We start from the raw sequence: 24117 nt of genomic DNA, 5'->3' as shown, positions 1-24117 counted from the left end.
GACACGCGCACAAGCCTGGGCTAGTCGCGCCGTCCCCGGCAGGTAAGCGCAGAGCGGATCATGGAACCAGTGTAGCGGAATTGGCGCGGGCAGGGTTAGGGTCGAAGGGTCGCCGTGCAACTCCGCTCTTGCTCTTGACCTTCCCACTGACCACTACCCACTCACCACTTCCAGCTTTTTCACCATCACCACCTCATCCAGCCCCGGCCCGTAGCCGTCCGGCGTGCGGCTTATTTCCTGAAAGCCGTGGCGGGCAAAAAAGGGGGCGCTGTGTTGGCTGGTATCTATCCAGCACTGGGCTGATCCCATATCCCGCAGAGCGTCCAGACGGTGGCGCAGCAACAAGGAGCCTAAGCCAGTTCGGTGCAGGTCGCGCCGCACCATGCCCCATGCCAGCCCCGCCGGACGCTCCGGCCTGCTGGAGTCTTGCCACACGCCGCCACATGCCACCAATTGGCTCTGCTGCTCAACGACCCAGTACGCGCCGGGATCAAGCAGATACGCCTCAAAATCTATCCGCTCAAAGGGCAGGAAGAACTCGGGCATATTGGAATCGAAGAGGGCCAAGCAAGCGGCGGCATCGGCAGGGGCAAAGGGGCGAATCAGCGGAGTCATTTCCCACACCTTACCTTTCACTTCCCACACTCCCTACAGCACCAGCCACAGCGCCAGCAGGCCCACCAGTAACACAGGCGGCGTCAGGATCAGGCCCGCCCGCAGGTATTCGGCCCAACTGACTTTTATGCCCCGGCCAGCCAGCACATGCAGCCACAGCAGCGTGGCGAGGCTGCCAATCGGCGTCAGCTTGGGGCCGATATTCGCGCCGACCACCGCGCCGTAAGCCAGGGCTTCGCGGGCGGGGCCAGAAACGCCGCCGTCCTGAATGCCCAAGATGGCGGTCAGGAGGGCAGGCAGGTTGTTCAGCCCCGCGCTGAGGCCCGCCACGCTCAGGCCGCTGGCGAGGACGGCGGGCAGAGTGCCGTGTACCGCCGCGCCCGCCAGCCACGCGCCATAAGCGTCCGTGATCCCTGCACCGCGCAGCCCATAAACCACCGTGTACATCGCCAGGCTAAAGGCCACCACATTCCACGGTGCGGCCCGCAGCACGGCGCGGCTGCCTACGTTACGGCTCTGGCCTGCCACCAACCACACCCCCAGCGCACACGCGCCCACCACCACACATAGCGGAATGTGCCATTGTTCGGCAAGAATTGCTCCGGCCAGCAGCACCGGCAGCGCCACCCACCCGGCCCGGAATACCCCCCAGGACACCACCGCACTGGCCGGAGCAGGCAGCCCCGACAGATCATAGCGGCGCGGTACGGTGCGCCCATACACCAGCAGCAGCACGCCCACGCAGGCCAGCACCACGGCGGCATTCACGGGCAGCATCACCCGCAGATAATCGGCAAAGCCAATGCCAAAAGCGTCGGCGGCAATGATATTGGTGAGGTTGCTGAAGGGCAGGGGCAAACTGGCCGCGTCCACCACAAAGCCCACAGCCAGCGCAAAAGCCAGCGTGCCCGCCCGGTTGACGCCCAGCAGCAGGGCCACTTCCAGCACAATCGGGGTCAGGATCAGTACGCCGCCATCGTTGGCAAACAGGGCCGCCACGACTGCGCTGAAGAGGGTCAGCAGCACGAGCAGACGCCGCCCGCTGCCGCCACCCCAACGCAATACATGCAGCGCGGCCCAACGAAAAAAGCCCGCTGCATCCAGCAGCAAACTGAGGGCAATCAGCGAAACCAGCGTCAGCGTGGCATTCCAGGTGGCCGACCATAGTACGGGCAGGTCAGCAAGCTGCACCACGCCTGCCAGCAGCGCCGCCACCGCACCCAGGCTGGCTGCCCGCGCAGCGCCGATGCCGAGGGGCCGCCAAACCACGAGGGCGACGGTGGCAAGGACGATCAGAACGGCAAGCATGGGATTAGCGGAAGGTCAGTGAGAGCCTGACCGTAGTGAGCGGTCGGGTGGGAAGACTTATCTGCGAGACCTTCATCTTTTCCCACTCACTACTGACCACTGACCATTTACAGGCGCTTCAATCCTGACTGGTAATAAAAGGCAGATTCCGGTCGTACTGGCTGCGGTCCAGGCCATATCCGTAGACGAAAGCGTCGGGAATGGTGAAGCCCAGATATTCCACGGGCACTTCCACTTTACGGCGGCTGGGTTTACTCAGCAGGGCGGCGACCTTCAGGCTGGCGGGGCCGCGCCCCTGCAGGTAGTGCAGTAGGTAGCTCATGGTGATACCCGTGTCCACGATGTCTTCGACCAGAATCACGTCGCGGTCACTGATCGGAAACTGCAGATCCTTGACCAGTTTGACCTCGCCGCTGCTCTGTTTTTCGTTGCCGTAACTGCTGGCCTGCAAGAAATCGATGGTACAGGGCACGTTCAGCGCCCGCACCAGGTCGGTATGGAACATGAATGCGCCGTTCAGAACGCAGATCAGGTGGGGGTCGCGTCCGGCGTAATCGTCCCGAATCCGCTGGGCGAGTTCGTGAATGCGGGCTTGGAGTTGCTCCTGCGTGATTTGCACGGGGCCGTTGCCGGGGGCGAGGCTCATATGCCTCATAACCTAACACGCCTGCCCGTGACATGGGGCTGATGAAGCGCAACTCTGGCTAGGACAGCCCTCCGGTGCGCCTGCCCCGGCCCCTATACTTCGGTTTATGGTGCAAGGCAGTGTGGAAACGGTGAGCAACACGGCAGAGCTGGATTTCAGCAGGGTTCCGGGGGTGCTGGGGCGCATTGTGGCCGAACGGGTGGCCGATTATGCGGGCGCAGACGCCAGCCTGGGCGCAGCCCGTCCCCGCTCCCACCGTTTTGAAACTGCGCTGAGGGCAGCAGGCCTGTCTCTGATTGCCGAGGTCAAGCGGGCCAGCCCCAGTCAGGGAGCCATCGCCCCGCTTGACCCGGCACAGGCGGCCTTGGCCTATCAGGCGGGCGGCGCGGCGGCCATCAGTGTCCTGACCGAGCCGCGCCACTTCGACGGCAACCCGGAAGCCCTGCACGCCGTTGTCGCCTCGATTGCGCTGCCGGTTCTCCGCAAAGATTTCGTGGTGCATCCCGCCATGCTGCGGGAGGCCGCTGACTGGGGCGCGTCTGCCGCCCTCCTGATGGTCAGCGTGCTGGGCGAGGCGGTGGGCGAGTATTTGCAGATGGCGCACCATCTGGGCCTGGACGCCCTTGTTGAAGTCCACGACGAACGTGAGTTGGATATCGCGGTGCAGGCCGGAGCCGAAATCATCGGCGTCAATAACCGTGACCTGACCACGCTGCACATCGATCTGGCCGTCAGCCCGCGCCTGATCGCCCGCGCCCGTGCCGCCGGATTTACGGGCCTGTTGGTGGCCGAATCGGGCTACCGCACTCCCGCCGACCTGAGCGTGGTTCGTGGGCTGGCCGACGCCGTGCTGGTGGGCAGCAGCCTTGCTGGAAGCGCAGACCTGGCGCAGGCCACGCGGGAACTGCTGAGCGTCTAAACTCCACCGCGTCTGGACTTCACTTTGAAAACAGCCGCTGTTCATACAGGCAGGCCTTGAAAAAAGCATTCCAGGCGTAGGGCCACGTTTGCCCGCTGCTGGCAAGGGCCGGGTTGTTGTGCCAGGCCGGGCCGAGAAAATTGGCCCAGGCATCGGTCAGGTAGGCCTGAATAGCTGGACTGAGGGGGTCGGTATCCGGTTCAGGTTTGGTGGGAAGGCTCGCCAGCAGGTACCCGCGCAACCGTGACGCGCTGAGCAGGAAATGATCGTAGGGCGAGTTGAGGGCAGCTCTGGCCTGCGCTTCGTCGGTAGGATAGGGGCCGTTGAGCGTGACTTTCAGCGACCGCAGCCGCTCGGCCTGTCCGACCGCGTCTTCCCAGCTCATCTGGGTCAGTCCGACTGTGCGCGACAGGCGGCCTGTGGCTCCGCTGCTGCCGTAGGCTTCGGTGGCCCGCAGCGCCACAGTGTCAGTGAAGGTTCGTAGCCACCCCGAGAGGCCCAGGCCGCTGCGTGCACCTGCCTGCTCGTTGTCCAGAATGGCAGCCAGACCGCCGGGCGTAAGGTGCAGGGCATTGGCTGCCCGCAACAGATTCTGCCGATTGGTCCGTACAATCTGTGGTGCAATCGGCACCGGAGCTTGCCGCGCCAGCGCACGGTCACCGGGGCGGGTCTCGGCGGCCCAGGCCAGAAATGCCAGCCAGCTCTGCACGTTGTTCAGCGCGGCCTCGGGACTGCCGAACACGCTGCGGCGGCTGAGGGCCGGGTTCTGGTTGCGGATTTCGGTGTCCAGCAGCCGCATCACGGCACTGGCCCGCGCACGGCCAAGGGTCTGTCTGGCCTGCAAATAGGTCTGATACTGCGCCTGAGCCAGATTCAGGCGGCGTCGCTCGCTGACGCGCACATCCGCCAAAGCCCGCTGAAAACTGGGCGTGGTCAGGGCGTAACTCTGCACCACCTCTGCCGACAGCGTGCCCACCCGCGCCGCTGGCAGAGGGGCCGCCTGCTGTGCTTGGCCGCCCAACAGGTGCTGGGCATAAAACGCCACGGTGGGACTGAAGGCCAACAACGCCAGAGCCAACACCGCCGACACCCACCGCCCGGTCTGAACCCGGCGTGGAACAGCAGAGGGCGGGTCGGTCATGCAGTCAGCCTAGCGGGAATGGCAGTGGGGGTGAAGGTCAATTGTATGACGGCGTGTCAACTGGGCCAATAAAAGAGACCTCTGCGTGTCACGCACGAAAAAGCCGCCTCCAACAAGGAAGCGGCTGCAAGAGAGTGGAGGAGAGAAGGGGGCTTCAGCCTTTGACGGCTCCGGCAGTCAGGCCCGAGACGATGTTGCGTTGGAAGACCAAGACCAGAATGATCAGCGGCACGGTCACCACGATGCTGGCGGCCATGATCTGTCCCCAGGGCTGGTCGAATTGCGTGGCCCCAGAGTAGTTGGCGATCACCACAGGCACGGTGCGGTTGGTGCTGGTAAAGGTCAGCGCAAACAGGTACTCGTTCCAGGCATTGATGAAGGCCAGCAGGCCGGTGGTGACCAGGGCAGGCATCATGACCGGAAACAGCACCTGAAACAGCGTTTGCAGGGGCGAAGCGCCGTCCACGAGCGCGGCTTCTTCCAGTTCACCGGGAATGTCGCGCACAAAGCTGGTCAGCACCCAGACTGTGAAGGGAATGGTGAAAATCAGGTAGCTGAGGATCAGACCGAGCGGGCTGTTATACAGACTCAGGTTGCTGATCAGCGTGTACAGGCCGCCCAATACGGCGATCTGCGGAAACACGCTGACGGCCAGGATGACGTACAGCACCCCTGATTTGAACCGGAACTTGAAGCGGCCCAGCGCGTAGGCGGCAAAGCTGCCGAAAATCAGACTGATGACCACCGAACCGACAGCCACGAGCAGGCTGAACAGGAGACCTTTCTGGAAGTTGGGGTTGGCAAAAACGTCGATGTAATTACCGAAGGTGCTGGCCGCGCCGATAAACTGGGCAGGAGGCAGAAACAGGTCGCCCGATTTACGGAAGCTGGTCAGGACAGCCCAGAAGAACGGCACCAGCAGGTAGAGGGTAATGACGATGACCAGCAGGTAAAAACCGGTGCGCTGAAGGTAGTAGAGCGTGGGGTTGGTGCGTTTGAGAACCATGTCTGTCAGCCTCCTTTAGTCGAACTTCACGCGGAAGGCGGTTACGTAAATCACCACGATGACCATGATGATCACGAACACGGCGATACTGACGGCGCTGCCCATGCCAAGCAGTTGGTTATCGATCAGCGCCTGACGTGCGTACCCCGTCATAGAGGTGCTGGCGGCGTTCACGTTGCCCAGCATCACCGACATGATGTCGAATACGCGCAGGGCGTCGAGGCTGCGGAACACGAGGGCCACCAGCAGCGCGGGCCGGAGCAGAGGCAAGGTCATCCGCCAGAACTGCGTCCACTTGGTCGCGCCGTCCATGTCGGCGGCTTCGTACATGTCGGTGGGAAGGCTCTGCAGACCCGCCAGAATCAGGAGCGCCATAAATGAGGTGGTCTTCCACACATCTACTGCGATCAAGGCCCAGATCGCGCTGTCGGTGTTGGCAAGTAGCGCCTGCCCGCCCAGCAGTCCGCGTCCGATCAGACCAAAGGAGTCGTTGTACATATAGGCCCACATCTGGGCGCTGACCACCGTAGGAATGGCCCAGGGCACCAGCATGGCCGTACGCAAAAAGGCGCGGCCTTTGAAGGCGCTGTTGACGACCATGGCAATGATCATGCCGAATACAGTTTCTAAAAAGACCGATACCACCGTGAACAACATCGTGTTCTTGACTGCGCCCCACCACTTCGGATCTTGCAGGAAGCCCAACGCAATGCCGTCGGAAGTGGTGAACCAAAAATTGCCAAAGCCGAGGAAGGTGCGCTGATCCGGGTTGGTCAGGTTGGCCTCGAACATCGAGAAGAAAATAGTGCGGTACAGCGGGTAGCCAGCGACAAGTGCAATGGCAATCAGCGTGGGCAGCAGCAGCAACACGGCTTGCCGGGCGCGGGCCGCCTCGATGCCCCGGCGTCTGACGGGAGCGGCAATTTTGGGTGTGGCATTGGTCGTCATGGATGTCCCCCTGTTCCGCCCGGTAAGGCAGGATGGTGGCCGCAATAGTGGCCGTGCGGCGGCGGTGTGAAGAGGCTGACGCGAGGTTGTCGAGCGGCTTTGAATGTCCAGCGTGCGCCTAGCAGGAGTCCCGCGTCATGAGAAAAATTCGACATAAATAAAGACTTGAAATGAAAAGAGGACGCCCGGTCTGTGGACGTCCTCCCCGCAAGCTCAGAAAAGAGTGCGGTTAAGGATTACCAGCCACGACCCTTGATGCGGGCGAGGTCGGTGGAGAGCTTGGCAACGGCGGCTGCGCCCTTGCTCTTGCCGTTCAACACGTCGCTGACAGCAGTGCTGAACGCCTGAGAAACCTGGTTGTACTTGCTCTTGGTGGGGCCGGAAGGACGGGCCACGGCGCTCGTGAACACGTTCAGCAGGCTCCCGAAGAAGGGGTTGGCCTTCAGGACGGCGGAGTCTTTGTAGAGGGCCTGAATGGTGGGGTTGTAAGCACCTTCGATGGCGCGGATTTTCTGCTCGTCGGGTCCGGCGAGGTAGCGCACCAGCGAAATCGCGGCGGCCTGGTTCTTGGAGTAGGTGCTGACGCCGAGCTGCCAGCCGCCGAGCGTGGCTGCGTTGCCTGCGCCGCCGCTGGGCAGAGGAGCGACGCCGATCTTACCCTTGACCTTGCTGTCGTCGCCCTGGCCGAGTGCCCAGGCGTAGGGCCAGTTGCGCATAAATGCGGCGTTGCCCGACTGGAAGATACCGCGTGCTTCTTCTTCGCCGTAGGTCGTCACACCAGCGGGGCTGATGTTCTTGACCCAGCTTGCGGCAGCGTCGAGCGCGGCAGCAGCCTTGGCGTTGTTGATGGTGATCGCGCCCTTGTCGTCGACGATGGTGCCGCCGCCGAAGGAGACAACCCATTCCAGCGCGTCACAGGTGAGGCCTTCGTAGTTCTTGCCCTGCCACACGTAGCCAGCAAAGGACTTGTTGGTCTTCTGCTCGCCCGTCTGGATCTTCTTGGCCATTGCGGCCAGCTCAGCCCAGGTCTTGGGAGCAGTCTTGTAGCCGTATTTGGTCATCAGGTCGGTGCGGTAGTACAGCAGGCCCGCGTCGGTAAACCAGGGCATAGCCACCAGTTTGCCGTTGACGGTGTTGGCCGCGACGATGCCTTTGAAGTGAGCGTTGACTTCGGCGGCAGGCACTTTGCCCTTCAGGTCAACGAAGTGCTGGGCCAGCAGGCCGGGCCACACCACGTCGAGCTGATACACGTCAATGTCGCTGCTCTTGGCGGCCAATTGCTGCTGGTACAGGCCCAGACGGTCATTGGTGAGGTTGGGGCTTTCAAAGATTTTGACAGAGTTGCCCGTCTTGGCGGCCCAGCGATCAGCGCCAGCCTTGCACAGTTCGAGTTCCTGACCCACAGCACCACAGGCCAGCGTAACCGTGACTGCTGCGGCTTGAGAGTTCGCTGCGATAGCAGCCGTAAGACCGATGATGGCGATTACTTTCTTCATGCATCCCCCTTGGTGGCTTTAAAACTGCACCGGCGTGCAGCCCCGCCCCGTTTCGGAAGCGGTTCCACGAAAGTCTAAAAGTTGGTACGTGAAGGCTACACCGTTGAATCGGGTGTGTCAATGTTGTCTTAAGAATCGGAAGTTAGAAAACAATCGTTAGTGTGCTGCTTGAGCTGTGACACGGCGGTCAACTCTCTGTCTCTTGGATACATGCAGCACTCATTTGTAACCGATTACAGGAGGGTATGTGATGTTTTCGATTGACTTTGGTGTCTTCCAGGATGATTGGCTAAAACGTGCGAAAGCTGACCTGCGGCGGCTGTTCAGTGTCTTAGAGGCCACAGGAGACCTCAACAGGGTTGGGCCGGTCCATCGGAGTCAGCAGAATCTTGGAGGCCCGGGAGGGTAGAGGAGAGACCGAATACGGAATCCGTTTGAGCGGTCTAGATGTTGTCCGGTCTGCGGCTCCCACCTTGCCGCTGGCCCTGATCTGGTCTTCTGCTCTCCTCGCCGCAAGTCCCCCGTTACACTGGCGTGATGTCAGTTCCCGTGAATTCTTCTCTGCCTTCTGCTACTGATCTGGCGCGTGCCGTCTCGGTGCAGGAAACGACCCCACAAGCCCTGTTGTCCGACTCGCTGACACGTATAGAGGCCGCCCAACATCTGAACGCCCTGATCAGCCTGAATGAGGGCGCAGCTCAGCAGGCCGATGCCGTACAGGCGCGGGTGCAGGCGGGCGAAATGTTGCCGCTGGCGGGCGTGCCCATCATCGTGAAGGACAACATCAACGTGCGCGGCACCCGGACGACCTGCGGCAGCCGGATTCTGGCCCACTACACCAGCCCCTACGACGCCACCGTTGCCCGCCGCCTGATGCAGGCTGGGGCCGTCATCGTGGGCAAGGCCAACATGGACGAATTCGCGATGGGCAGTTCCACCGAATCCAGCGCCAGTGGCCCTACCCTCAACCCCTGGGATACGGCCCGCGTGCCGGGGGGCAGCAGCGGCGGAAGCGCGGTGGCCGTGGCGGCCCAGCTCACACCCATCAGTTTGGGCAGCGATACCGGCGGCAGCGTGCGCCAACCCGCCGCCTTTACGGGGGTGTACGGCCTGAAACCCACCTACGGGCGCGTCAGCCGTTACGGATTGGTGGCCTATGCCAGCAGCCTCGATCAGATCGGGCCGTTTGCCCGCAACGCCGCCGACCTCGCCCTGATCATGAACGTGATCGCCGGACACGATCCCAGCGATGCCACCAGCCTGCAAGCCCCGCCGCAGTTTGCCGCCGGAACGCCCGACGACCTGCGCGGCCTGCGCGTGGGCGTGATCCGCGAGAGTCTGGAGGGCAATACGGCGGGCGTAGAAGCCACCCTGAACGCCACCCTGGACGCCATGCGCGGAGCCGGAGCCAGCGTGCAGGAAGTCAGCGTTGCCAGCGTACGGCACGCTATTGCCGCGTATTACCTGATCGCCATGCCCGAAGCCAGCAGCAACCTTGCCCGCTATGACGGCATGACCTACGGTGATCGAGATACCCCCGGTGCAGACGTCAACACCAGCATGACCCTGACCCGCGAACACGGCTTCGGGCGTGAGGTGCAGCGCCGCATTCTGATCGGCACCTACGCCCTCAGCAGCGGCTATTACGACGCCTATTATTCCAAGGCCATGAAAGTCCGTGGATTGATCGCACAGGATTTTGCCCGAGCCTTTGCCGACTTCGATGTGCTGGTCACGCCCACCAGCCCTTTTCCGGCCTTCCGGCGCGGCGAGAAATCCAGCGACCCCCTTGCCATGTACGCCGCCGATGTGGATACCGTGGCGATCAATCTGGCCGGGTTGCCTGCCCTCAGCGTGCCTGCCGGATTTGAAACCGTGGACGGCGTACGCCTGCCCATCGGCATTCAGTTCATCGCGCCCACCCTGAAGGATGAAGTGCTGCTGACGCTGGCCGGGGGTCTGGAAGGTGTGGGAGCGGTGCAGATGGAAGGGCCAGCGGGGTATTGAGGGCGCTGCACGCTGTGAGTGGTGAGTGGTCAGTGGGAAGGGCAAAAGGAGCGTGGAGCGTGTGAAATTAGTTTTTAGGTCTGTTGCCAAAGTTCAAAACCGAAAAGTCTGAGCGCTTCTGCCCACCTGCGCCTTTCCCACTCACCACAACCCACTCACCGCTTTTAAGCCCACGCCCGCACCACCTTCAACTGTTCCCCGTCGCCGTCCACCACCGCCACCAATTCGCCGTTCAGCGTGACCACCTGTCGCCCCTGTGCCGTGTGCTGGGGGCGTTTGCCCTGGCGCAGTTCGCGGGCCACGCGTTCATCCACTTCCAGGCGCGGAAAATCGAGGGCGTCCAGATCGGGAATGCTTTTGGCTTCGGCTAGATTGTCCAGATCGGCGGCGGCAGCGAGGTCGTAGCGGCCCACACGGGTTCTCACTAGTCCCGACAGGTGGGCAGGTACGCCCAGCGCCGCGCCCACATCCCGCGCCAACGAACGAAGGTAGGTGCCGCTGCCCACGCGGGCACGGATCAGCAGGGTAGGAAACTCGCCCAGTGGGGCAGGAAAGGGGAAGGTTTTGCCTTCTGCCTTGCCTTCTGCGCTGGGGGTCCAGCCCTGAGGGGTAGGGGAGAAGGTGTGGGGCGCGTCCTGCACGCTGCCGTAAATGCCCAGCAGTTCCAGCGAATGGATCACCACGTTTCGGGCGGGCAAGTCCAGTGCGCCCCCGGCCCGTGCCACGGCATAGGCCCGCACGCCGCCCACCTGAATGGCGCTGTACTGCGGCGGCACCTGCGCCAGCGGCCCTACGAAGTCGGCCAACACTTCGCGCACGGTGTCTTCGGTCAGGGGCGGCACATCGGCGGTGTCGTCGATTGGCCCTTCCGCATCCAGCGTGCGCGTGCCCGCACCGAGGCTGATCCAGGCCAGATAGTCCTTGCTGTCGGCGTCCATGAACTGCACGACCTTGGTACTGTCGTTCACGCACAGCACCAGCACTCCGGTTGCCAGCGGGTCAAGCGTTCCGGTGTGGCCCACCCGCTTGGTGCCCAGCGCCCGCCTCGCCCGGCCCACCACGTCATGAGAAGTCAGGTTCAGCGGCTTGTCTACAGCAATCACGGGCATATGGACTTGAGGCTATCAGGCCGAGGTTCAGTCAGTGATGCGTGGTCAGTGGGAAAAGCGGGTGGGTCGAAATCTCTGTCACTTTCGACAGGAAGTGGAACAACACTTTCGACAAGCATTGGCATACGAGGGATCAAGATTGTTGGCTTTCCCTATCCCATGTGTGCCCCACGGCTCCCCTTTTCCCCGCCGCCTCCCGTACACTGCCCAGTGTGTTGCGTGCTTCTTTCTGGTTGACGGCTGTGGTGTTTTTGCCCCTCGGCCTCCTGCTTTATTTTCTTCCGGCAACGTTGGCGGGCACAGTGGGCGTGTCTCCGCTGTGGTTGGCCCGCGTGTGCGGCGGCATTCTGGCCGTCTGGGGCGTCTTCCTGATCGCGTCTGGAGCCGTTTCTGGTCAGCCTCAGGCGACGGCGGTGGGCGGCCTCGTGGGCGGTAATCTGCTCAGCGCCGCGACCCTCATTCCGGCGGTGATCCGTCAGGGAGAGAGTATGCCTGCTGGCCTCCGTGCCCTGTTGCTGGGCAGTGCGGGCGTATTGACGCTGCTGGCCGTTGCTGCCCTGATCACCTTTCCTTCCCGCAGGAGTCGCCTATGACTGGACATGACAAGACCGACAAGAGTGGTGGCGGCAGCAATTCCGGCACCAACGCCGAACGCCTGCAAAAGCGTCTGGCCCGTGCTGGGGTGGCCTCTCGCCGCGCCGCAGAAGAATTGATCACGGCGGGCCGCGTGACTGTGAACGGCGAACTGGCAACGCTGGGCCGCACTGTGACCCCCACCGACGAAGTGCGCGTGGACGGCAGCCTGATCGAAACGGCCACCACCGAGCGCGTCACCTTTATCCTGCACAAGCCTTCGGGCTACGTGACCACCGCCCGCGATGAACTGGGGCGGCATACCGTGATGGAAGCCATGCCCAACATTCCGGGCCTGCACCCGGTGGGGCGGCTGGACATGGACAGCGAAGGGCTGCTGCTTCTGACCACCGACGGCGACCTGACCCTCACCCTGACCCATCCACGCTACGGCCACGAAAAGGCCTACCGTGCCTGGACAGACGGCGAATACCCGCCCACCCAGGAAGAACTTGATGGCCTGATCGAAGGCGTGCTTCTCGACGACGGCGTTGCCAAAGCCATCGACGCCACCCCGGCCCGCGTGGGCGCGTTCGTAACCATCGGTGACGGGCGCAAACGGCAGGTGCGCCGCATGCTGGACGCCATCGGACACCCGGTCATTCGCCTGATGCGCTACCGAATCGGCGGCCTGTGGCTGGGCGACCTCGAACCCGGCGAATACCGCGAACTCAGCGAGCGCGAACTGTACAACCTCCAGAACCCAGACCGCGTGCCGCCGCATGTGCGCGAGCGCGATGAACGCGAAACGATGGGCCGCTGGGGGTAAGGGGGCGCTCCACGCCGGGAAGTGGATAGTGGTGAGTGGGAAGGTCAAAAGCGGTGGTGGCCGCGTGAATCTGGGTTTTATGTTTTCCTCTAGCCCATTCCGGCAGCCCAGCCCCTCTTTCTGACCAAATCTTTTGTCACTTCCTATTCACCTCTGACCACTCACGGTTCTTCCTGCTACACTCGGCCACGCGGGGGAATGCGCGGTCGCGCTCCGACCTTTCGGGGAAGGAGTGAGGAAAGTCCGGGCACCGCAGGGCAGGATGCCAGCTAACGGCTGGTCGGCGAGTCAAGCGCCTGCATGAGCGCCCAGAGCGTGCAGGAAGCGGCGAAGCTGAAGGACAGTGCCACAGAAACCAGACCGCCAATGTTCTGCCTCCGGGCAAGGTCAGGGCGAAGACTGAACGTTGGTCAGGGTGAAACGGTGCGGTAAGAGCGCACCAGATCCGGCGGAGACGCAGGGTGCTGGTAAACCCCATCCGGTGCAAGACCCGACAGTACGCGAGGAGCGGCCCGCTCCATTGACCGTCAGGATGGTCGCACGAGGCGTCTGGCAACAGCCGTCCCAGAGAGATGACCGCTATGCCCGCAAGGGCGATACAGAACCCGGCTTACAGTTCCCCCGCACCAACACCATTTGCCGCCACCCTAGATCGTTTGGGGTGGCGGCAGTGGCTTTTTTGGGATGTGGGGTGTAGGCGGTGGGAACGAAGCGGAGTCCGTATTACGACCTGCCTTCCGCACCCCTTCTTGCTTCCAGCGCGGCCACCACGAATCCGGCAATCAGGAGTGCGCCGCCAATCGGGGTCACGGCTCCCAGCCAACGTTGCCCGGTGAGGGCCAAGACATACAACGTGCCGCTGAAAATGATGGCTCCAGCCAGTATCAGCGCGGGGGCACGCCGAAGCTGAGTCTGCGTGCCCAGTGCGATCAGGGCCAGTGCCGCGTACATCTGATAGCGCACGCCCGTTTCAAAGTTGGCGAGCATGGCCGGTTCCAGACGGGTTTTGAGCGCGTGTGCGCCGAATGCGCCGAGGGCCACACCAAGGGCGGCAAGCAGCAATCCGGCCACAAGTGCATCGACACGGGAAAGACGGACGGCAGCAGCGTCGGCGCGGGCAGAGCGGAGGGCAGACATGGCTCAAACGTAGCGGGAAAGAGTCCGGCAGAGTGTCCCGCATCTGGACCGAAGTGGGAATGTTGGGGGGATTAGGTGGGAAAAAGGGGGAAAAGGTGGGAATCTGTGGAAATTCATGGAGATGCCTGTTACACTCCGGCATCAGCCTGAAATTGCACCCCACGCACGTTTCTGGTTGTTTTCCGACCCGAATTTACCGAACCCTGAAGGGGCGGTAGGTGGGAAAAGACCTCAAATTCCTTCTGCGCTCCTCCTGAAGATTCGGTGCATGCCCGCTCAAAAGCCACTCACCCGCCGTTTCAGCCCCGCTGCTCTGAACTGTCGGAAACCGTGTAGGAAGGAGTCTGCGTGCCGTTTGGGGAATATCCGTATACGATCGACGATAAGGGCCGTGTGGTGTTGCCACCCACGTTCCGCGATTTCGTCGAAGACGGGATGATCCTGACGCGCGGTATGGAAGGCTGCCTCTACGTGTTTCCGCTGGCAAGTTGGCGGCGGGTAGAAGAACAACTGGAAAACCTGCCTCTCACCGACGCCGGATCGCGCTCGTTTGTGCGCTTTTTTTATTCCGGTGCCAATAAGGCGCGGCTGGACAACCAGAGCCGTGTTTCTGTGCCCCAGACTCTGCGGTCCTTTGCAGCGCTGGAAGATGAGGTCATTGTGGCAGGCGCACCCGGCAGGCTGGAACTCTGGAATCCGGCCCGCTGGGAAGCCGCCATTATCGCCGTGCAGGACAATCCACCCAATCCCGAACTGCTCGCCAACTTTGTGGCGTAACAACTGCTGATCCCTCACCTGACCCTGATCTGCTCAACCTCCGATCTGCCTCCCCCTGTGACGTACTCCATGACTGAATCCGACCTGATCCCTGACCTTCCCGAATCCAACTTCCCTGAAATTGAAGACCATCAAGACGGCCCAGAAGGTCGCTTTTCGCATGTGCCGGTGCTGGCCTCTGAAGTGGTCGCGGCCCTCGCGCCTGCTCCCGGCAAGGTGTACGTAGACGGCACGCTGGGCGGCGCGGGCCATACCCGGCTGCTGCTGGAGGCGGGCGCGGCAGTGTACGGCATCGACCAAGACCCCTTTGCACTGGAACGGGCACGCGAGGCAGGACTGGCGGGCCTGACTGTGCTGGAAGGCAATTACCGCGATATGGCGGCGCTGCTGGCTGGTGCGGGCGTCACGCACGTCGACGGTGTGCTGCTGGATATCGGTGTCAGTTCTTTTCAACTCGACGACGGCGGGCGCGGTTTTTCCTACCATACCGACGCGCCGCTGGATATGCGGATGAGCCAGTCTGGAGAAAGCGCCTACGACGTGGTCAACGGCTACGAAGAGGCAGAACTGGCCTCGATTATTTACGAGTACGGCGAAGACCGTCTGTCGCGCCGGATTGCACGCGGCATCGTGTACGCCCGCGAGCAGGCTCCGATAGAAAGCACGGTGCGTCTGGCCGAGATCATCAAGCGGGCCTATCCGGGCTTCAGCAAGGGCATTCACCCGGCGCGGCGCACGTTTCAGGCGCTCCGGATCCATGTCAACGATGAACTTGGAGCGCTGCGCGACGGTCTGAGCGCTGCCTCGTCGCTTCTGGCTCCAGGCGGACGGTTGGCGGTCATCAGCTTCCATTCCCTTGAAGACCGGATCGTCAAGCGGTTTCTGTTGGGTGACGAGAGCCTCACGCCCCTGACCAAGCGCCCGGTGATTGCCGCCGAATCAGAGCAGGCCAGCAACCCCCGCGCCCGCAGCGCCAAACTCCGGGCCGCAGAGAAGAAGGCCAGCGCTCAGGAATCAGTGTGATTGCCCGCCTGACCCTGGACACCAGTGGAGCCACCTGGCGAGGCCGGGCCATGCGTTACGTATTGATCTATGTGCTGCTGGCGCTGGTTCTGGTCGGCGTGCGTTACGTCACACACGACGTACGCGTGCAACTCCGGGCCGCCGCAGACCGTGAAGAGGTGCTGATCGCCCAGCGCGACACCCTGGAGGTGCAGGTACAGGCGCTGACCACGCCTCAGCGGATACGCGAATGGGCTTTTGCTCAGGGCATGCGCCGCTTTGCCGAAGCCCCCAAAGTTACCGCCGACCTGCCCACGATTCCTCTGCCCGCCAGTCTCAGTTCGTCCCCTCCTGATTCCAGCAATTCTGGCCTGCGTCCGGCCCCCGTGCCCCAAACCGCTTTGGAGGTGAGAACACAGTGGAAGTAAAGATTCACAACCGATCCCGTGTGATGCAGGTCCTGGCCCTTGCCATGTTCACGTTGCTGGTGTGGGCTTACGCTCAGCTGGAATGGGGGCTGCCGCAGGGAATCCGGCGCACCGTGATGCAGTCGCGCGGTTCTATCGTGGCCTCCGACGGGTCGGTGCTGGCCCGCAGTGTGGGCGGCAAACGGGTGTATCCGCAGGCCACGCTGGCCGGACAGGTCGTGGGCATGATGGGCAGCACGGAAGGGCTGGAAGGGCTGGAAGCCGCCTATAACCGCTCTCTGGAAGCTGGAGAAGACCTGAAACTCACGCTTGATCCCCGCACCCAGGCCAACGCGGAGGCGGCTCTGGCACGCGGTGTCAAGACCCACAAGGGCGAGTACGGTTCTGTGGTGGTCATCGAAACCCGCACGGGCCGGGTGCTGGCGGCGGCCAGTTATCCTCCCTTCGACCCTAACGACTGGCGCACCTACAGCCCCGATGCCCGCCGCAACCGTCCGTTTCTGGATGTGTTCGAGCCGGGTTCGACCATCAAAGGTCTGGTCGTGGGAGCGGCGCTGAACGAGGGCCACACCACCCCTGCCACCGTGTACGACACGCCCATGCGCCGCTATGTGGGCGGACGCTGGGGCAGCACCATCGGAGACGCGGTGGCGCACCCCGGCCAGCTCACCACCAAGCAGGTGCTGCGCTACAGCAGCAACGTGGGCATGAGCCATATCGTCGAGCATTTTCCGGCAGCCGATATGCGTGATTACCTGAACCAGTACGGCTTTGGGCAAGACGTGTCTATTCCAGTGGTGTCTACTGCCACGGGTCGCCTGCAACCCCTTCGCAACTGGGATGATCTGGTGCGGGCCACAAATGCCTTTGGGCAGGGCATGAGCAGCACCACGCTGCAACTGGCTGCTGCCTTCAACGTACTGGCCAATGATGGTCTATATGTCTCGCCGCGACTGGTCGAAGGCTCCGGCGCAGGCGAGCGGCGTGAAGTGCTGCGGCCCGAAACGGCCAAAACCATGCGCGGCCTGTTGCAGTCGGTGATCGAGGACGGCATCTTCCACGCAGCGGGCATCAAGGGGTACGCGCTGGCGGGCAAAACGGGTACAGCGCAGGTCGTCGTGGACAGCAAATATTCCAACAGCCTCTACGACAGCGTCTTCGCTGGGTTTTTCCCTGCCGATGCCCCCCGCGTGACAGTGGCCGTCATGGTTCACGGCGCGAAAATCGATTATCACGGCTCGATGCTGGCGGCCCCGATCTACCGCGAACTGGCCTCGGGGACGCTCTCCGAGTGGGCAGCAGCCCCCACTGTGCCCGAGAAGAAACCCGGTCAGTAGAACGGCAGCAAGCCGTAATCGACAGTTCGGGCTGAGTTGCTAGCCCGAACACAACATGTGAGTTTCATGAGCGAGCGGAGTGGCCTGAGCGTCTGGTCACTCCGTACCTCATGCCGGAACAGCTTCGCTCCTCCCAAATCAGGAGAGGGGAGGCAAATTCTGAACAGTTACCGAGTCTATAGCCCCCAAATAGGGGTTTATCCGGATCCTCATTTTTGTTCATCATGAGAAACTAAATGAGTAGATTAGAATATATCTCATAAACATAACTTCGTACCAAACGGTGCGCAGGACGGCCAATGCCTAAAAAATCACAAAGTTTTTTCTATAAATATGAGCTTAGAAAACCCATAATCTCATAAGGCTGCCATTTCAGCCCATTAAGCTCATACAGGAAGAAAGCGGGTCGGCCATCCTGTGAGTTGTGGGCTGACCCATTCAAAAGTTGCTTGATCAGAATGTATCTCCGGCAGTGTTTCCCCAAATCATCGCCAGAGCATAAGTTTCAATGCCACTCTCAGCTTGATTGATCTACAAAACCGAGAACCACCACGGACGCGCCCCGTGCCCGTCCGCAGGAGAATTCATGCTTAAAACGCTTAACCGCTTGATCCAGACTGTTGTCGTGTTGACCTTTGGTGTGGCAGCTGCGACGCCTGCTTTGCCCGCCGCATCCCTGGCTGCCGATGCCGTCAAGGATGTGCTGACTGCCGTGGCCCCATCCGTTGCGGCTCCGGTGCAGGCTGCTGCTGTTCAGAGTACGGCAGCTCAGAACAGTGCAGCTCAGAACACAGCGGCACAGAACCGGGCCGCCGCTGTTGCCCAGGTCGCTCGCCCTGCGCCTGCCCCGGCCCGTGTTGCTACTCCCGCGCCTGTCCGCGCTGTTCCTACGACTGCGCCGATTGCGCAGGCTCCTGTCAGGACGGGCCGTACCGCCATCGTGCGGGCCACCGCCTACAACAGCTTGCCCGGTCAGACCGACAGCTCGCCGTTTATCACGGCCACTGGCACCCGCGTCCGCCCCGGCGTGGTGGCGCTCAGCCGCGACCTGCTGCGCACTTTCCCTTACGGCAGCAAAATCATGCTGGAAGACATGAGCGGGCGCTACAACAATCTGCTGAAGGGCCGGATTTTTATCGTGGAAGACACGATGGCTGCCCGCAAAACCAACAGCCTCGACATCTGGATGGGCACCCGCAGCGAAGCCATCCGCTTTGGCGCACGTACCCTGCGAATTACCGCCGTCCGCTGACGCAAGAATCTCAGCCGAACATTCAGAAAAGTGGCCTGCCCTGACCGGGGGAGGCCACTTTCTTTGGCTGTTTGTTGATCTGTAGGAGCCGAATTTTTGGCCGATCGGCGGAGGCGGTAACATGGCCCATGCCCAAGCAGTTTTCCAAATCGCGGCCTCTGGCGGGCCTATGTTCTCCCGTTGCGCGGCGGACATTGCTGGTGTCTGCGCTTCTGAGTTCACTGGCAATAGCGCAGACCGCCCCTCCCGCAACAGCGTCGCCCCAGCCCAGTTTCGAGGGACAGATCATCTATCAGGTCATGCCTGACCGCTTTGCAGATGGCGATCCGGCCAACAATACAGGTGTGGACCGGGCCAATCCGCGTGCGTGGCACGGCGGCGATCTGCCCGGACTGAATGCCAAACTGCCCTATATCCAGCAGTTGGGTGCAACGGCGCTGTGGATGACGCCCATCTACCGCCAGCAATCCGGCAATTCCTTTGAAACGGCGGCCTATCACGGCTATTGGCCCGCCAACTTTCAGGATGTAGACCCACATTTTGGCACCCTGAACGATTTTGATGCATTGATCGGTGCGACCCAGAAGGCCGGAATGCGGGTGGTGCTCGATCAGGTCATCAATCATTACGGTTATGCCGCAGAGGTGGTGAAGCAGCGGCCTGCCTGGTTCAACGGAGAGACTGAGTGCGCCGCGACCACCAACAAGGACGTGGACTGTGCCCTGGCCGGTCTGCCCGATCTCAAACAGTCCAATCCAGAGGTTCAGAAAGTTCTTTTTGATGCCGCCGACTTCTGGCGGGCGCGGGGCGTGGACGCCTTCCGTTACGACGCGATCAAGCACGTCGAGCGGCCTTTCTTGAATGCGCTGCTGGCCCGTGACCGCGCCGCCGGAACCTGGACGCTGGGAGAATGGTTCGACGCCGATACAGGCACGGTGGCCGAGTGGCAGCGGGCCGGATTCGACAGCCTGTTTCTGTTCAGCCTCCAGGCCGCCATGCGCGACGCCATCATGAGCGGGCAGGGGCTTGACCGGGTGGCGGGCGTGCTGGCGCGGGCAGGCGAGTTGTCCCGCCCCGGTGAGGTGGGCCTTTTTCTGGACAACCATGACGTGCCGCGTTTTGCCAACGGGACTCTTTTTGAAGACGATGGACAGGCACGCACCAAATACGGCCTGCGTGCCCTGATGACTCTGCGCGGCGTGCCCGTGATCTGGCAGGGCACCGAAATCGCCATGCGCGGCGGTTCCGATCCCGACAACCGCCGCGACATGCGCTTCGAGGCCGACTGGACACCCGCCGAACGCAGCGTCTTTGACGTGGCCCGCGACGCCATCGCCGTTCGCAAGGCCAGCCCCTCGCTGAGCCGGGGAGCGCAGAAGCTGTTGCCCCTGCCGCCCAGGCTGGAAAGTGACCTGCTGCTCTTCACCCGCGAACTGAACGGCGAACCTGTGTTGGCCGCGTGGCACAACGGCAAGGCCCGCCAGTCCTATTCCCTTCGCCTCTCTGCTCTGGGCCTGACGGTGGGCAATCTGGCGGCCACACGCAGCCTGTTTGCGGGGCAGGATGCCAAAGTCAGCGTCAGCGGGGGCTTTTTGCACCTGAGTCTGCCGGGGCGGGATGCGGCAGCTTTTGCCCTGAAGTGAGGTGGGCTAGGGCAGCGTCCCAGAGGGTGTTTCCTGCTGGTTTTGCGCTGTTTCACAGACACGCGCCACGGCCCACCGCCCCTGCGACTCAGGCCCGCAGGGCAGGCGGGTCGGGCAGCAGATAGGTGGCCTGCGGCTTCCAGCGGCCCTGCGCCGTGTTGCGAGAAACAGGTTGTTCGCCCTTGCCGAAGTGAACCATCCGAAATCTCCAGCGTTTGAAATGCAGTTCTCCTGCCTCGGCGTACACCAGTTGAACATCCACGTTGGCGGCGGCGGGGTCGGTATCGGCGGCGGCCAGCACCACGAACGTCTGAAGGGTTCTGACGCGGTAGGTCTGGCGCACCTTTCCCACAGGTTGCTTTTTGAGCGGTATGCCCTGCCTGGGAAGCAGCCGGGCCATTTCGTTGTACGCCCCGGCCTGCCAGAGCGTCAGGAATTCGGTGACGGCTTGCTGGGGGGTATGGGTCTTCATGGCGCAGGATGGCACACGGGCGGGGCTACCGCCTTACTGCAAGTGGCTTAGGGTGTTTGGCCCAGATGAGCTGAGATCGCAACCGCTCCCTAGCCCGCCCGTGCGTCGTCTGTCTGTTTGATACTCAGCACCCGGCTTGCGCCGCTCTGATCGGTGGTCACTCCCCAGAGCGCCTGCGCCACTTCCATCGTGGCCTTCTGGTGGGTGACCAGCAAAAACTGTGCGCCACGTTCGGCAAACAGTTTCAGGAAGGCGGTAAAGCGGCGGATATTGGCCTCGTCCAGCGGCGCATCGACCTCATCCAGCACCGCCAGAGGCAGGCCGCCCATGTTGGATTCTCCGCCTGCATGGTTCAGTGCGAACAGGAAGCCCAGCCCCGCCATCGTGCGTTCTCCGGCACTCAGCAGGGTCATGGACCGGGTGCGCTTGCCCTTGGGCTGCACGGCCAACCGCAGGCCCACCAGCCGTCCGGCCTCGTTGCGTTCGGGTTCCAGTTCTCCCACACCGCCCAGCAGTTCGGTGGAATAGTCGCGGAAAGCGGCATTGACCCGGTCAAAGGCCGCGCGGGTGGCCGCCGTTTCCAGCTCTTCCAGTTCCAAGAGGTGGGTACGCAGTTCGGCCCCAGCCGTTTCAGCGTCGTGCAGTTCGGCTTGCAGGCGTTCCAGTTCCGCCGCTTCTTCTGCGTGGTCGGCTTCTGCGCGGGCATTGATCGGCCCCAGTTCGGTCAGGTGGGTGCGGGCGCGGCTCAGTTCCGCCGTCCATTCGCGGGGCGTGCCGGGGGGGGTGCAGCCGAAAGGCAGGGGTTCGAGGCTACCCTCGCGCCGAGCCATCAGCACGCGCAGGTCGTCCAGCCGGGTTCGTACGCTGTTCTGCTCGGCAATCAGATGGGCGTAGGCCGCTGCTGCGGTTTCGCGGGCGGCCTCGGCGCGGGCCAACTCACCCTCGTCCAGCGTGCCCAGTGCGGCCTCGCGGCGGCCTACCTCGGCAGCGGCGGCCAGCAGGTGTGTCCCCTGGGTGCGGGCGGCCTCGGCGTTGGCGTGCAGGCGGGCCTCCAGATCGGCAGCGCGGGTGGCGGCGGCGCGGTAGGCCCGCCAGGCGGCGTCCAGTTCACGGGCCAAGGCCAGAGCTTCCAGCGCTCCTCGTTCGGCGGCCCGGCCCTCCTCGGCGGCTTGGCGGGCGGCGTGCAGGTCTGCTTCCAGCGTGTCTGGGTCGGGCGTGGCGGGATCGGGTGTCTGGGGGAAGGGGGGAGCAGAGGGCGGCACCAGACGGCTCAGCAGTCGGTCGCGGTGGGTGGTCAGGCTACGGGTCTGGGCGTCCAGTTCGGTCACGCGGCGCTCGGCAGCCCTTTCCTCTCCGGTGGCGGCTTCGCGGGCCTGCTGAAATTCAGCGTACTGCGCCGCACCAGCCTGAAGTCTGACCTGTACGCGGCTGAGTTCGGCTTCCAGCTTGCCTGTCACCTGGTCAGCGTCTTCCAGCTCCGCGTCCAGTTCCTGAAAACGTCGCTGATCGGTCAGTACGCCCGTGCCCGTATCGCGCAGGCGGCCACCGGTCATCGCCCCACCGGGTTCCACCACCTCGCCCTCCAGCGTGACCAGCCGGGGACGATTGGGGTGCATACGGGCAATTCGGCCTGCGTCGCGCAGGGTTTCCACAATCAAGGTATCGGCCAGAATCGCCTCGCCCACCAGCGGCGGATCGGTGGGGCACAGGTCGGCCAGATTGCCGCGCACACCCGTTTCTTTCAGTAGGGCGGCGTCTCGGCGCGGGCGGGCACGGATCAGGTCCAGCGGCAGAAAAGTCGCCCGACCCCCGCTGCGCTTGAGTTCCTCGATGATTTCGCGGGCATCGTCACCCCGGTTTACCACGATCTGCTCCAGCCGCCGCCCCAGCGCTGCGCCCAACGCCACCTCGTACTCGGCGGGCACGGTCAGCAGATCGGCCACCGATCCTACGATGCCAGGATGATCCAGCCGCAGAGCGTTGCGTGCGCCCTCGCCGTAGCGGGCATAACTGTTCAGAGTCTGTTCCAGCCGCTCGCGCTCGCGGCGCAGGGGCGCGACGCTGGCCTTCACGCGCCCCAGTTCGGCCTCCAGGTGGCGGGCGTGGTTCTGGGCTTCCAGTCTGGTTGCCGCCAACCCAGAAAAGGCACTTTCGGCGTGCTGGCGGGCAACGGCGGCGGCGCTGAGCCGTTCTGTGGCGGCTGCCAACGCTTCCGCTGCCGTTTCCAGATTCCCCTCTGCGCGTTCCAGTTCGGCCCGCAGGGTTCCGGCACTGGCATCGGCGCGGGCGGCAGTCTCGGCGGCCTGTGCGGCGGCGGCGCGGGCACGGGTCAGGTCGCTGTCCAGTGTGCGGACGCGGCGTTCTGCGGCTTCGGCCTGGGTGCGGGCAGTGGCGGCCACAGCGCTCAGGGCGGCCAGATCGGGGGCGGCCTCGGCAGGTGGCGTGGTGGGCAGGCTGGCGCGTTCGGCGGTCAGTGCTTCGGCCTCAGCTTGCAGGTGGGCGCGGTAGCGTTCGGCCTGTGCGTGGGCGTCGCGGGCGGCGCGCAGAGTGTCCAATGCTCCGGCAAAAGCGTCGCGGCGGGCGCGGGCAGTCTGGGCGGCCTCGCGGGCGGTTTCCACCTGTGCAGCGGCGGCCTGCACCTCAGCAGCCAGTGCGGTACTTCGGGCTTCGGCAGCGGCGGCGTCTGCACTGGCCTGGGCAATCTCCCGGCGCAGGGCGTCCTGCCGCTCGCGTTTCAGGGCGTCTTCCAGGGTCAGCACGCGCAGACTCAGGGTACGGTGGGTGCGGGCATCCTGTGCAGCGCGGTTCAGGCGGCTCAGGGCCGTTTCGCGTTCGTTCAGCAGCAGGCGCAGGCGGTCCAGGTGCGTATCGGCTTCCCGCAACCGACCTTCCGTTTCCTGCCGTGCCGTCACTGCCCGCGATAGCCCCGCCGCCTCCTGGACGTAGCCCAGCAGCGTTCTTCCCTCGGCCTGCACCACGCCGCTGACCTCGCCCTGCCCGATCACCGCGAGGCCCCCCGGCCCCAGCCCCGTGCCCCGCAGCGCGGCCTGCACGTCGCGGGCACGCACGGGACGACCCTGCAAATCCTGCTCGCCTGTGCCGTCGCGGTAGATCCGGCGCAGCAAATTCACCCGGCCTTCAGGTGTGTGCAGTTCCAGGCCCACTTCGGCCAGCCCCAGCGGAGCCTTGCCGCCGCTGCCGTGAAAAATCAGTTCACTGCCGCGCCCTGCCCGCAGTTCTCGCGCCCGCGCTCCGTGTGTAGCCCAGCGGATCGCCTCCACCACGTTGCTTTTTCCACTGCCATTCGGTCCGATGACCGCAGAAACCCCCGGCCCGAATTCCAGCCGCGTGCGGTCGGCAAACGACTTGAATCCTTGCAGGGTGATCGCTTGCAGGATGTGTGGCTGGGGAGCGGGTGTTGGTGGAGTGGGCTGTGTGGTGGAGGCTGGGGTCATGGGAAGAGGAGGCCCTG

21 protein-coding genes and 1 other RNA gene are annotated in these 24117 nt (G+C 63.3%); 11 read left to right on the top strand and 11 right to left on the bottom strand.

Features of this window, described 5'->3' with window-relative positions; all coding sequences use genetic code 11:
* Positions 1–153 precede the first annotated feature (153 nt).
* From F561_RS0100455 to hpt, 3 genes are all read right to left on the bottom strand, one after another.
* The gene (locus F561_RS0100455; protein ID WP_040379416.1) at positions 154–615 is read right to left on the bottom strand and encodes a GNAT family N-acetyltransferase; all 462 of its coding nucleotides are present in this window, start codon (positions 613–615) and stop codon (positions 154–156) included.
* 33 nt (positions 616–648) lie between these two features.
* Entirely contained in the window at positions 649–1923 is a 1275-nt protein-coding gene (gene arsB / locus F561_RS0100450) for an arsenical efflux pump membrane protein ArsB (RefSeq protein WP_019007965.1), read from the bottom strand.
* 118 nt (positions 1924–2041) lie between these two features.
* Entirely contained in the window at positions 2042–2569 is a 528-nt protein-coding gene (gene hpt, locus F561_RS0100445) for a hypoxanthine phosphoribosyltransferase (protein ID WP_019007964.1), read from the bottom strand.
* A gap of 106 nt (positions 2570–2675) precedes the next feature.
* On the opposite strand from hpt, the gene trpC reads away from it, so the two are divergent.
* A complete protein-coding gene (trpC, locus tag F561_RS0100440; protein WP_019007963.1) occupies positions 2676–3488 on the top strand; it encodes an indole-3-glycerol phosphate synthase TrpC in 813 nt (270 codons plus the stop codon).
* Between the two features lie 19 nt (positions 3489–3507).
* Here trpC and F561_RS0100435 read toward each other — a convergent pair whose 3' ends face one another.
* The 4 genes from F561_RS0100435 to F561_RS0100420 form a co-directional block, all read right to left on the bottom strand.
* The gene (locus F561_RS0100435) at positions 3508–4629 is read right to left on the bottom strand and encodes a hypothetical protein (RefSeq protein WP_019007962.1); all 1122 of its coding nucleotides are present in this window, start codon (positions 4627–4629) and stop codon (positions 3508–3510) included.
* 154 nt (positions 4630–4783) lie between these two features.
* Positions 4784–5635: a carbohydrate ABC transporter permease gene (locus F561_RS0100430; RefSeq protein ID WP_019007961.1), complete on the bottom strand. Its 852-nt coding sequence runs from the start codon at positions 5633–5635 to the stop codon at positions 4784–4786.
* 15 nt (positions 5636–5650) lie between these two features.
* Positions 5651–6583, bottom strand: coding sequence for a carbohydrate ABC transporter permease (locus F561_RS0100425; protein WP_019007960.1), 933 nt, complete (start codon positions 6581–6583; stop codon positions 5651–5653).
* A 236-nt stretch (positions 6584–6819) separates the two neighbouring features.
* The gene (locus F561_RS0100420; RefSeq protein WP_019007959.1) at positions 6820–8079 is read right to left on the bottom strand and encodes an ABC transporter substrate-binding protein; all 1260 of its coding nucleotides are present in this window, start codon (positions 8077–8079) and stop codon (positions 6820–6822) included.
* A 537-nt stretch (positions 8080–8616) separates the two neighbouring features.
* Between F561_RS0100420 and gatA the strand changes: the two genes are divergently transcribed.
* Positions 8617–10086, top strand: a complete 1470-nt coding sequence (gene gatA / locus F561_RS0100410; RefSeq protein WP_019007958.1) for an Asp-tRNA(Asn)/Glu-tRNA(Gln) amidotransferase subunit GatA — start codon at positions 8617–8619, stop codon at positions 10084–10086.
* 164 nt (positions 10087–10250) lie between these two features.
* Here gatA and truB read toward each other — a convergent pair whose 3' ends face one another.
* Complete coding sequence (truB, locus tag F561_RS0100405; RefSeq protein WP_019007957.1) at positions 10251–11195, bottom strand: tRNA pseudouridine(55) synthase TruB; 945 nt, start codon at positions 11193–11195, stop codon at positions 10251–10253.
* A gap of 212 nt (positions 11196–11407) precedes the next feature.
* Here truB and F561_RS0100400 point away from each other — a divergent pair, with 212 nt between their 5' ends.
* The 3 genes from F561_RS0100400 to rnpB all read left to right on the top strand — a co-directional run bounded on the left by F561_RS0100400 (position 11408) and on the right by rnpB (position 13226).
* Positions 11408–11788, top strand: a complete 381-nt coding sequence (locus tag F561_RS0100400; RefSeq protein WP_026298485.1) for a hypothetical protein — start codon at positions 11408–11410, stop codon at positions 11786–11788.
* The gene (locus tag F561_RS0100395; RefSeq protein ID WP_019007955.1) at positions 11785–12597 is read left to right on the top strand and encodes a pseudouridine synthase; all 813 of its coding nucleotides are present in this window, start codon (positions 11785–11787) and stop codon (positions 12595–12597) included. Before F561_RS0100400 ends, F561_RS0100395 begins: the two co-directional genes overlap by 4 nt.
* Before the next feature lie 190 nt (positions 12598–12787).
* An RNA gene (gene rnpB, locus F561_RS26960) (RNase P RNA component class A) lies at positions 12788–13226 on the top strand.
* Positions 13227–13320: 94 nt separating this feature from the next.
* Here rnpB and F561_RS0100390 read toward each other — a convergent pair.
* A complete protein-coding gene (locus F561_RS0100390; protein WP_019007954.1) occupies positions 13321–13734 on the bottom strand; it encodes a DUF423 domain-containing protein in 414 nt (137 codons plus the stop codon).
* A gap of 348 nt (positions 13735–14082) precedes the next feature.
* Here F561_RS0100390 and mraZ point away from each other — a divergent pair, with 348 nt between their 5' ends.
* The 6 genes from mraZ (at position 14083) to F561_RS0100360 (ending at position 20173) form a co-directional block, all read left to right on the top strand.
* Entirely contained in the window at positions 14083–14511 is a 429-nt protein-coding gene (mraZ, locus tag F561_RS0100385) for a division/cell wall cluster transcriptional repressor MraZ (RefSeq protein ID WP_019007953.1), read from the top strand.
* A gap of 69 nt (positions 14512–14580) precedes the next feature.
* Complete coding sequence (gene rsmH, locus F561_RS0100380) at positions 14581–15534, top strand: 16S rRNA (cytosine(1402)-N(4))-methyltransferase RsmH (RefSeq protein ID WP_019007952.1); 954 nt, start codon at positions 14581–14583, stop codon at positions 15532–15534.
* On the top strand, positions 15531–15941 hold the full coding sequence (locus F561_RS0100375) for a hypothetical protein (protein WP_019007951.1): 411 nt from the start codon (positions 15531–15533) through the stop codon (positions 15939–15941). Before rsmH ends, F561_RS0100375 begins: the two co-directional genes overlap by 4 nt.
* Positions 15932–17278: a peptidoglycan D,D-transpeptidase FtsI family protein gene (locus F561_RS0100370; protein ID WP_019007950.1), complete on the top strand. Its 1347-nt coding sequence runs from the start codon at positions 15932–15934 to the stop codon at positions 17276–17278. The genes F561_RS0100375 and F561_RS0100370 overlap by 10 nt, the downstream gene beginning before the upstream one ends.
* A 586-nt stretch (positions 17279–17864) precedes the next feature.
* Positions 17865–18530: an RlpA-like double-psi beta-barrel domain-containing protein gene (locus F561_RS0100365; RefSeq protein ID WP_019007949.1), complete on the top strand. Its 666-nt coding sequence runs from the start codon at positions 17865–17867 to the stop codon at positions 18528–18530.
* Positions 18531–18658: 128 nt separating this feature from the next.
* Entirely contained in the window at positions 18659–20173 is a 1515-nt protein-coding gene (locus F561_RS0100360; protein WP_083922234.1) for an alpha-amylase family glycosyl hydrolase, read from the top strand.
* Between the two features lie 88 nt (positions 20174–20261).
* Here the strand turns inward: F561_RS0100360 and F561_RS0100355 are convergent, their stop codons facing one another.
* Both F561_RS0100355 and F561_RS0100350 read right to left on the bottom strand, forming a co-directional pair.
* Entirely contained in the window at positions 20262–20645 is a 384-nt protein-coding gene (locus F561_RS0100355) for a hypothetical protein (protein ID WP_019007947.1), read from the bottom strand.
* Between the two features lie 89 nt (positions 20646–20734).
* Positions 20735–24100: an AAA family ATPase gene (locus F561_RS0100350; RefSeq protein ID WP_019007946.1), complete on the bottom strand. Its 3366-nt coding sequence runs from the start codon at positions 24098–24100 to the stop codon at positions 20735–20737.
* Positions 24101–24117: the final 17 nt, after the last annotated feature.

Source organism: Deinococcus aquatilis DSM 23025 (assembly GCF_000378445.1).
GTDB lineage: Bacteria > Deinococcota > Deinococci > Deinococcales > Deinococcaceae > Deinococcus > Deinococcus aquatilis.
The sequence above is the reverse complement of the archived record's forward strand: the minus strand, read 5'-3'. Positions and strand labels throughout refer to the sequence as shown.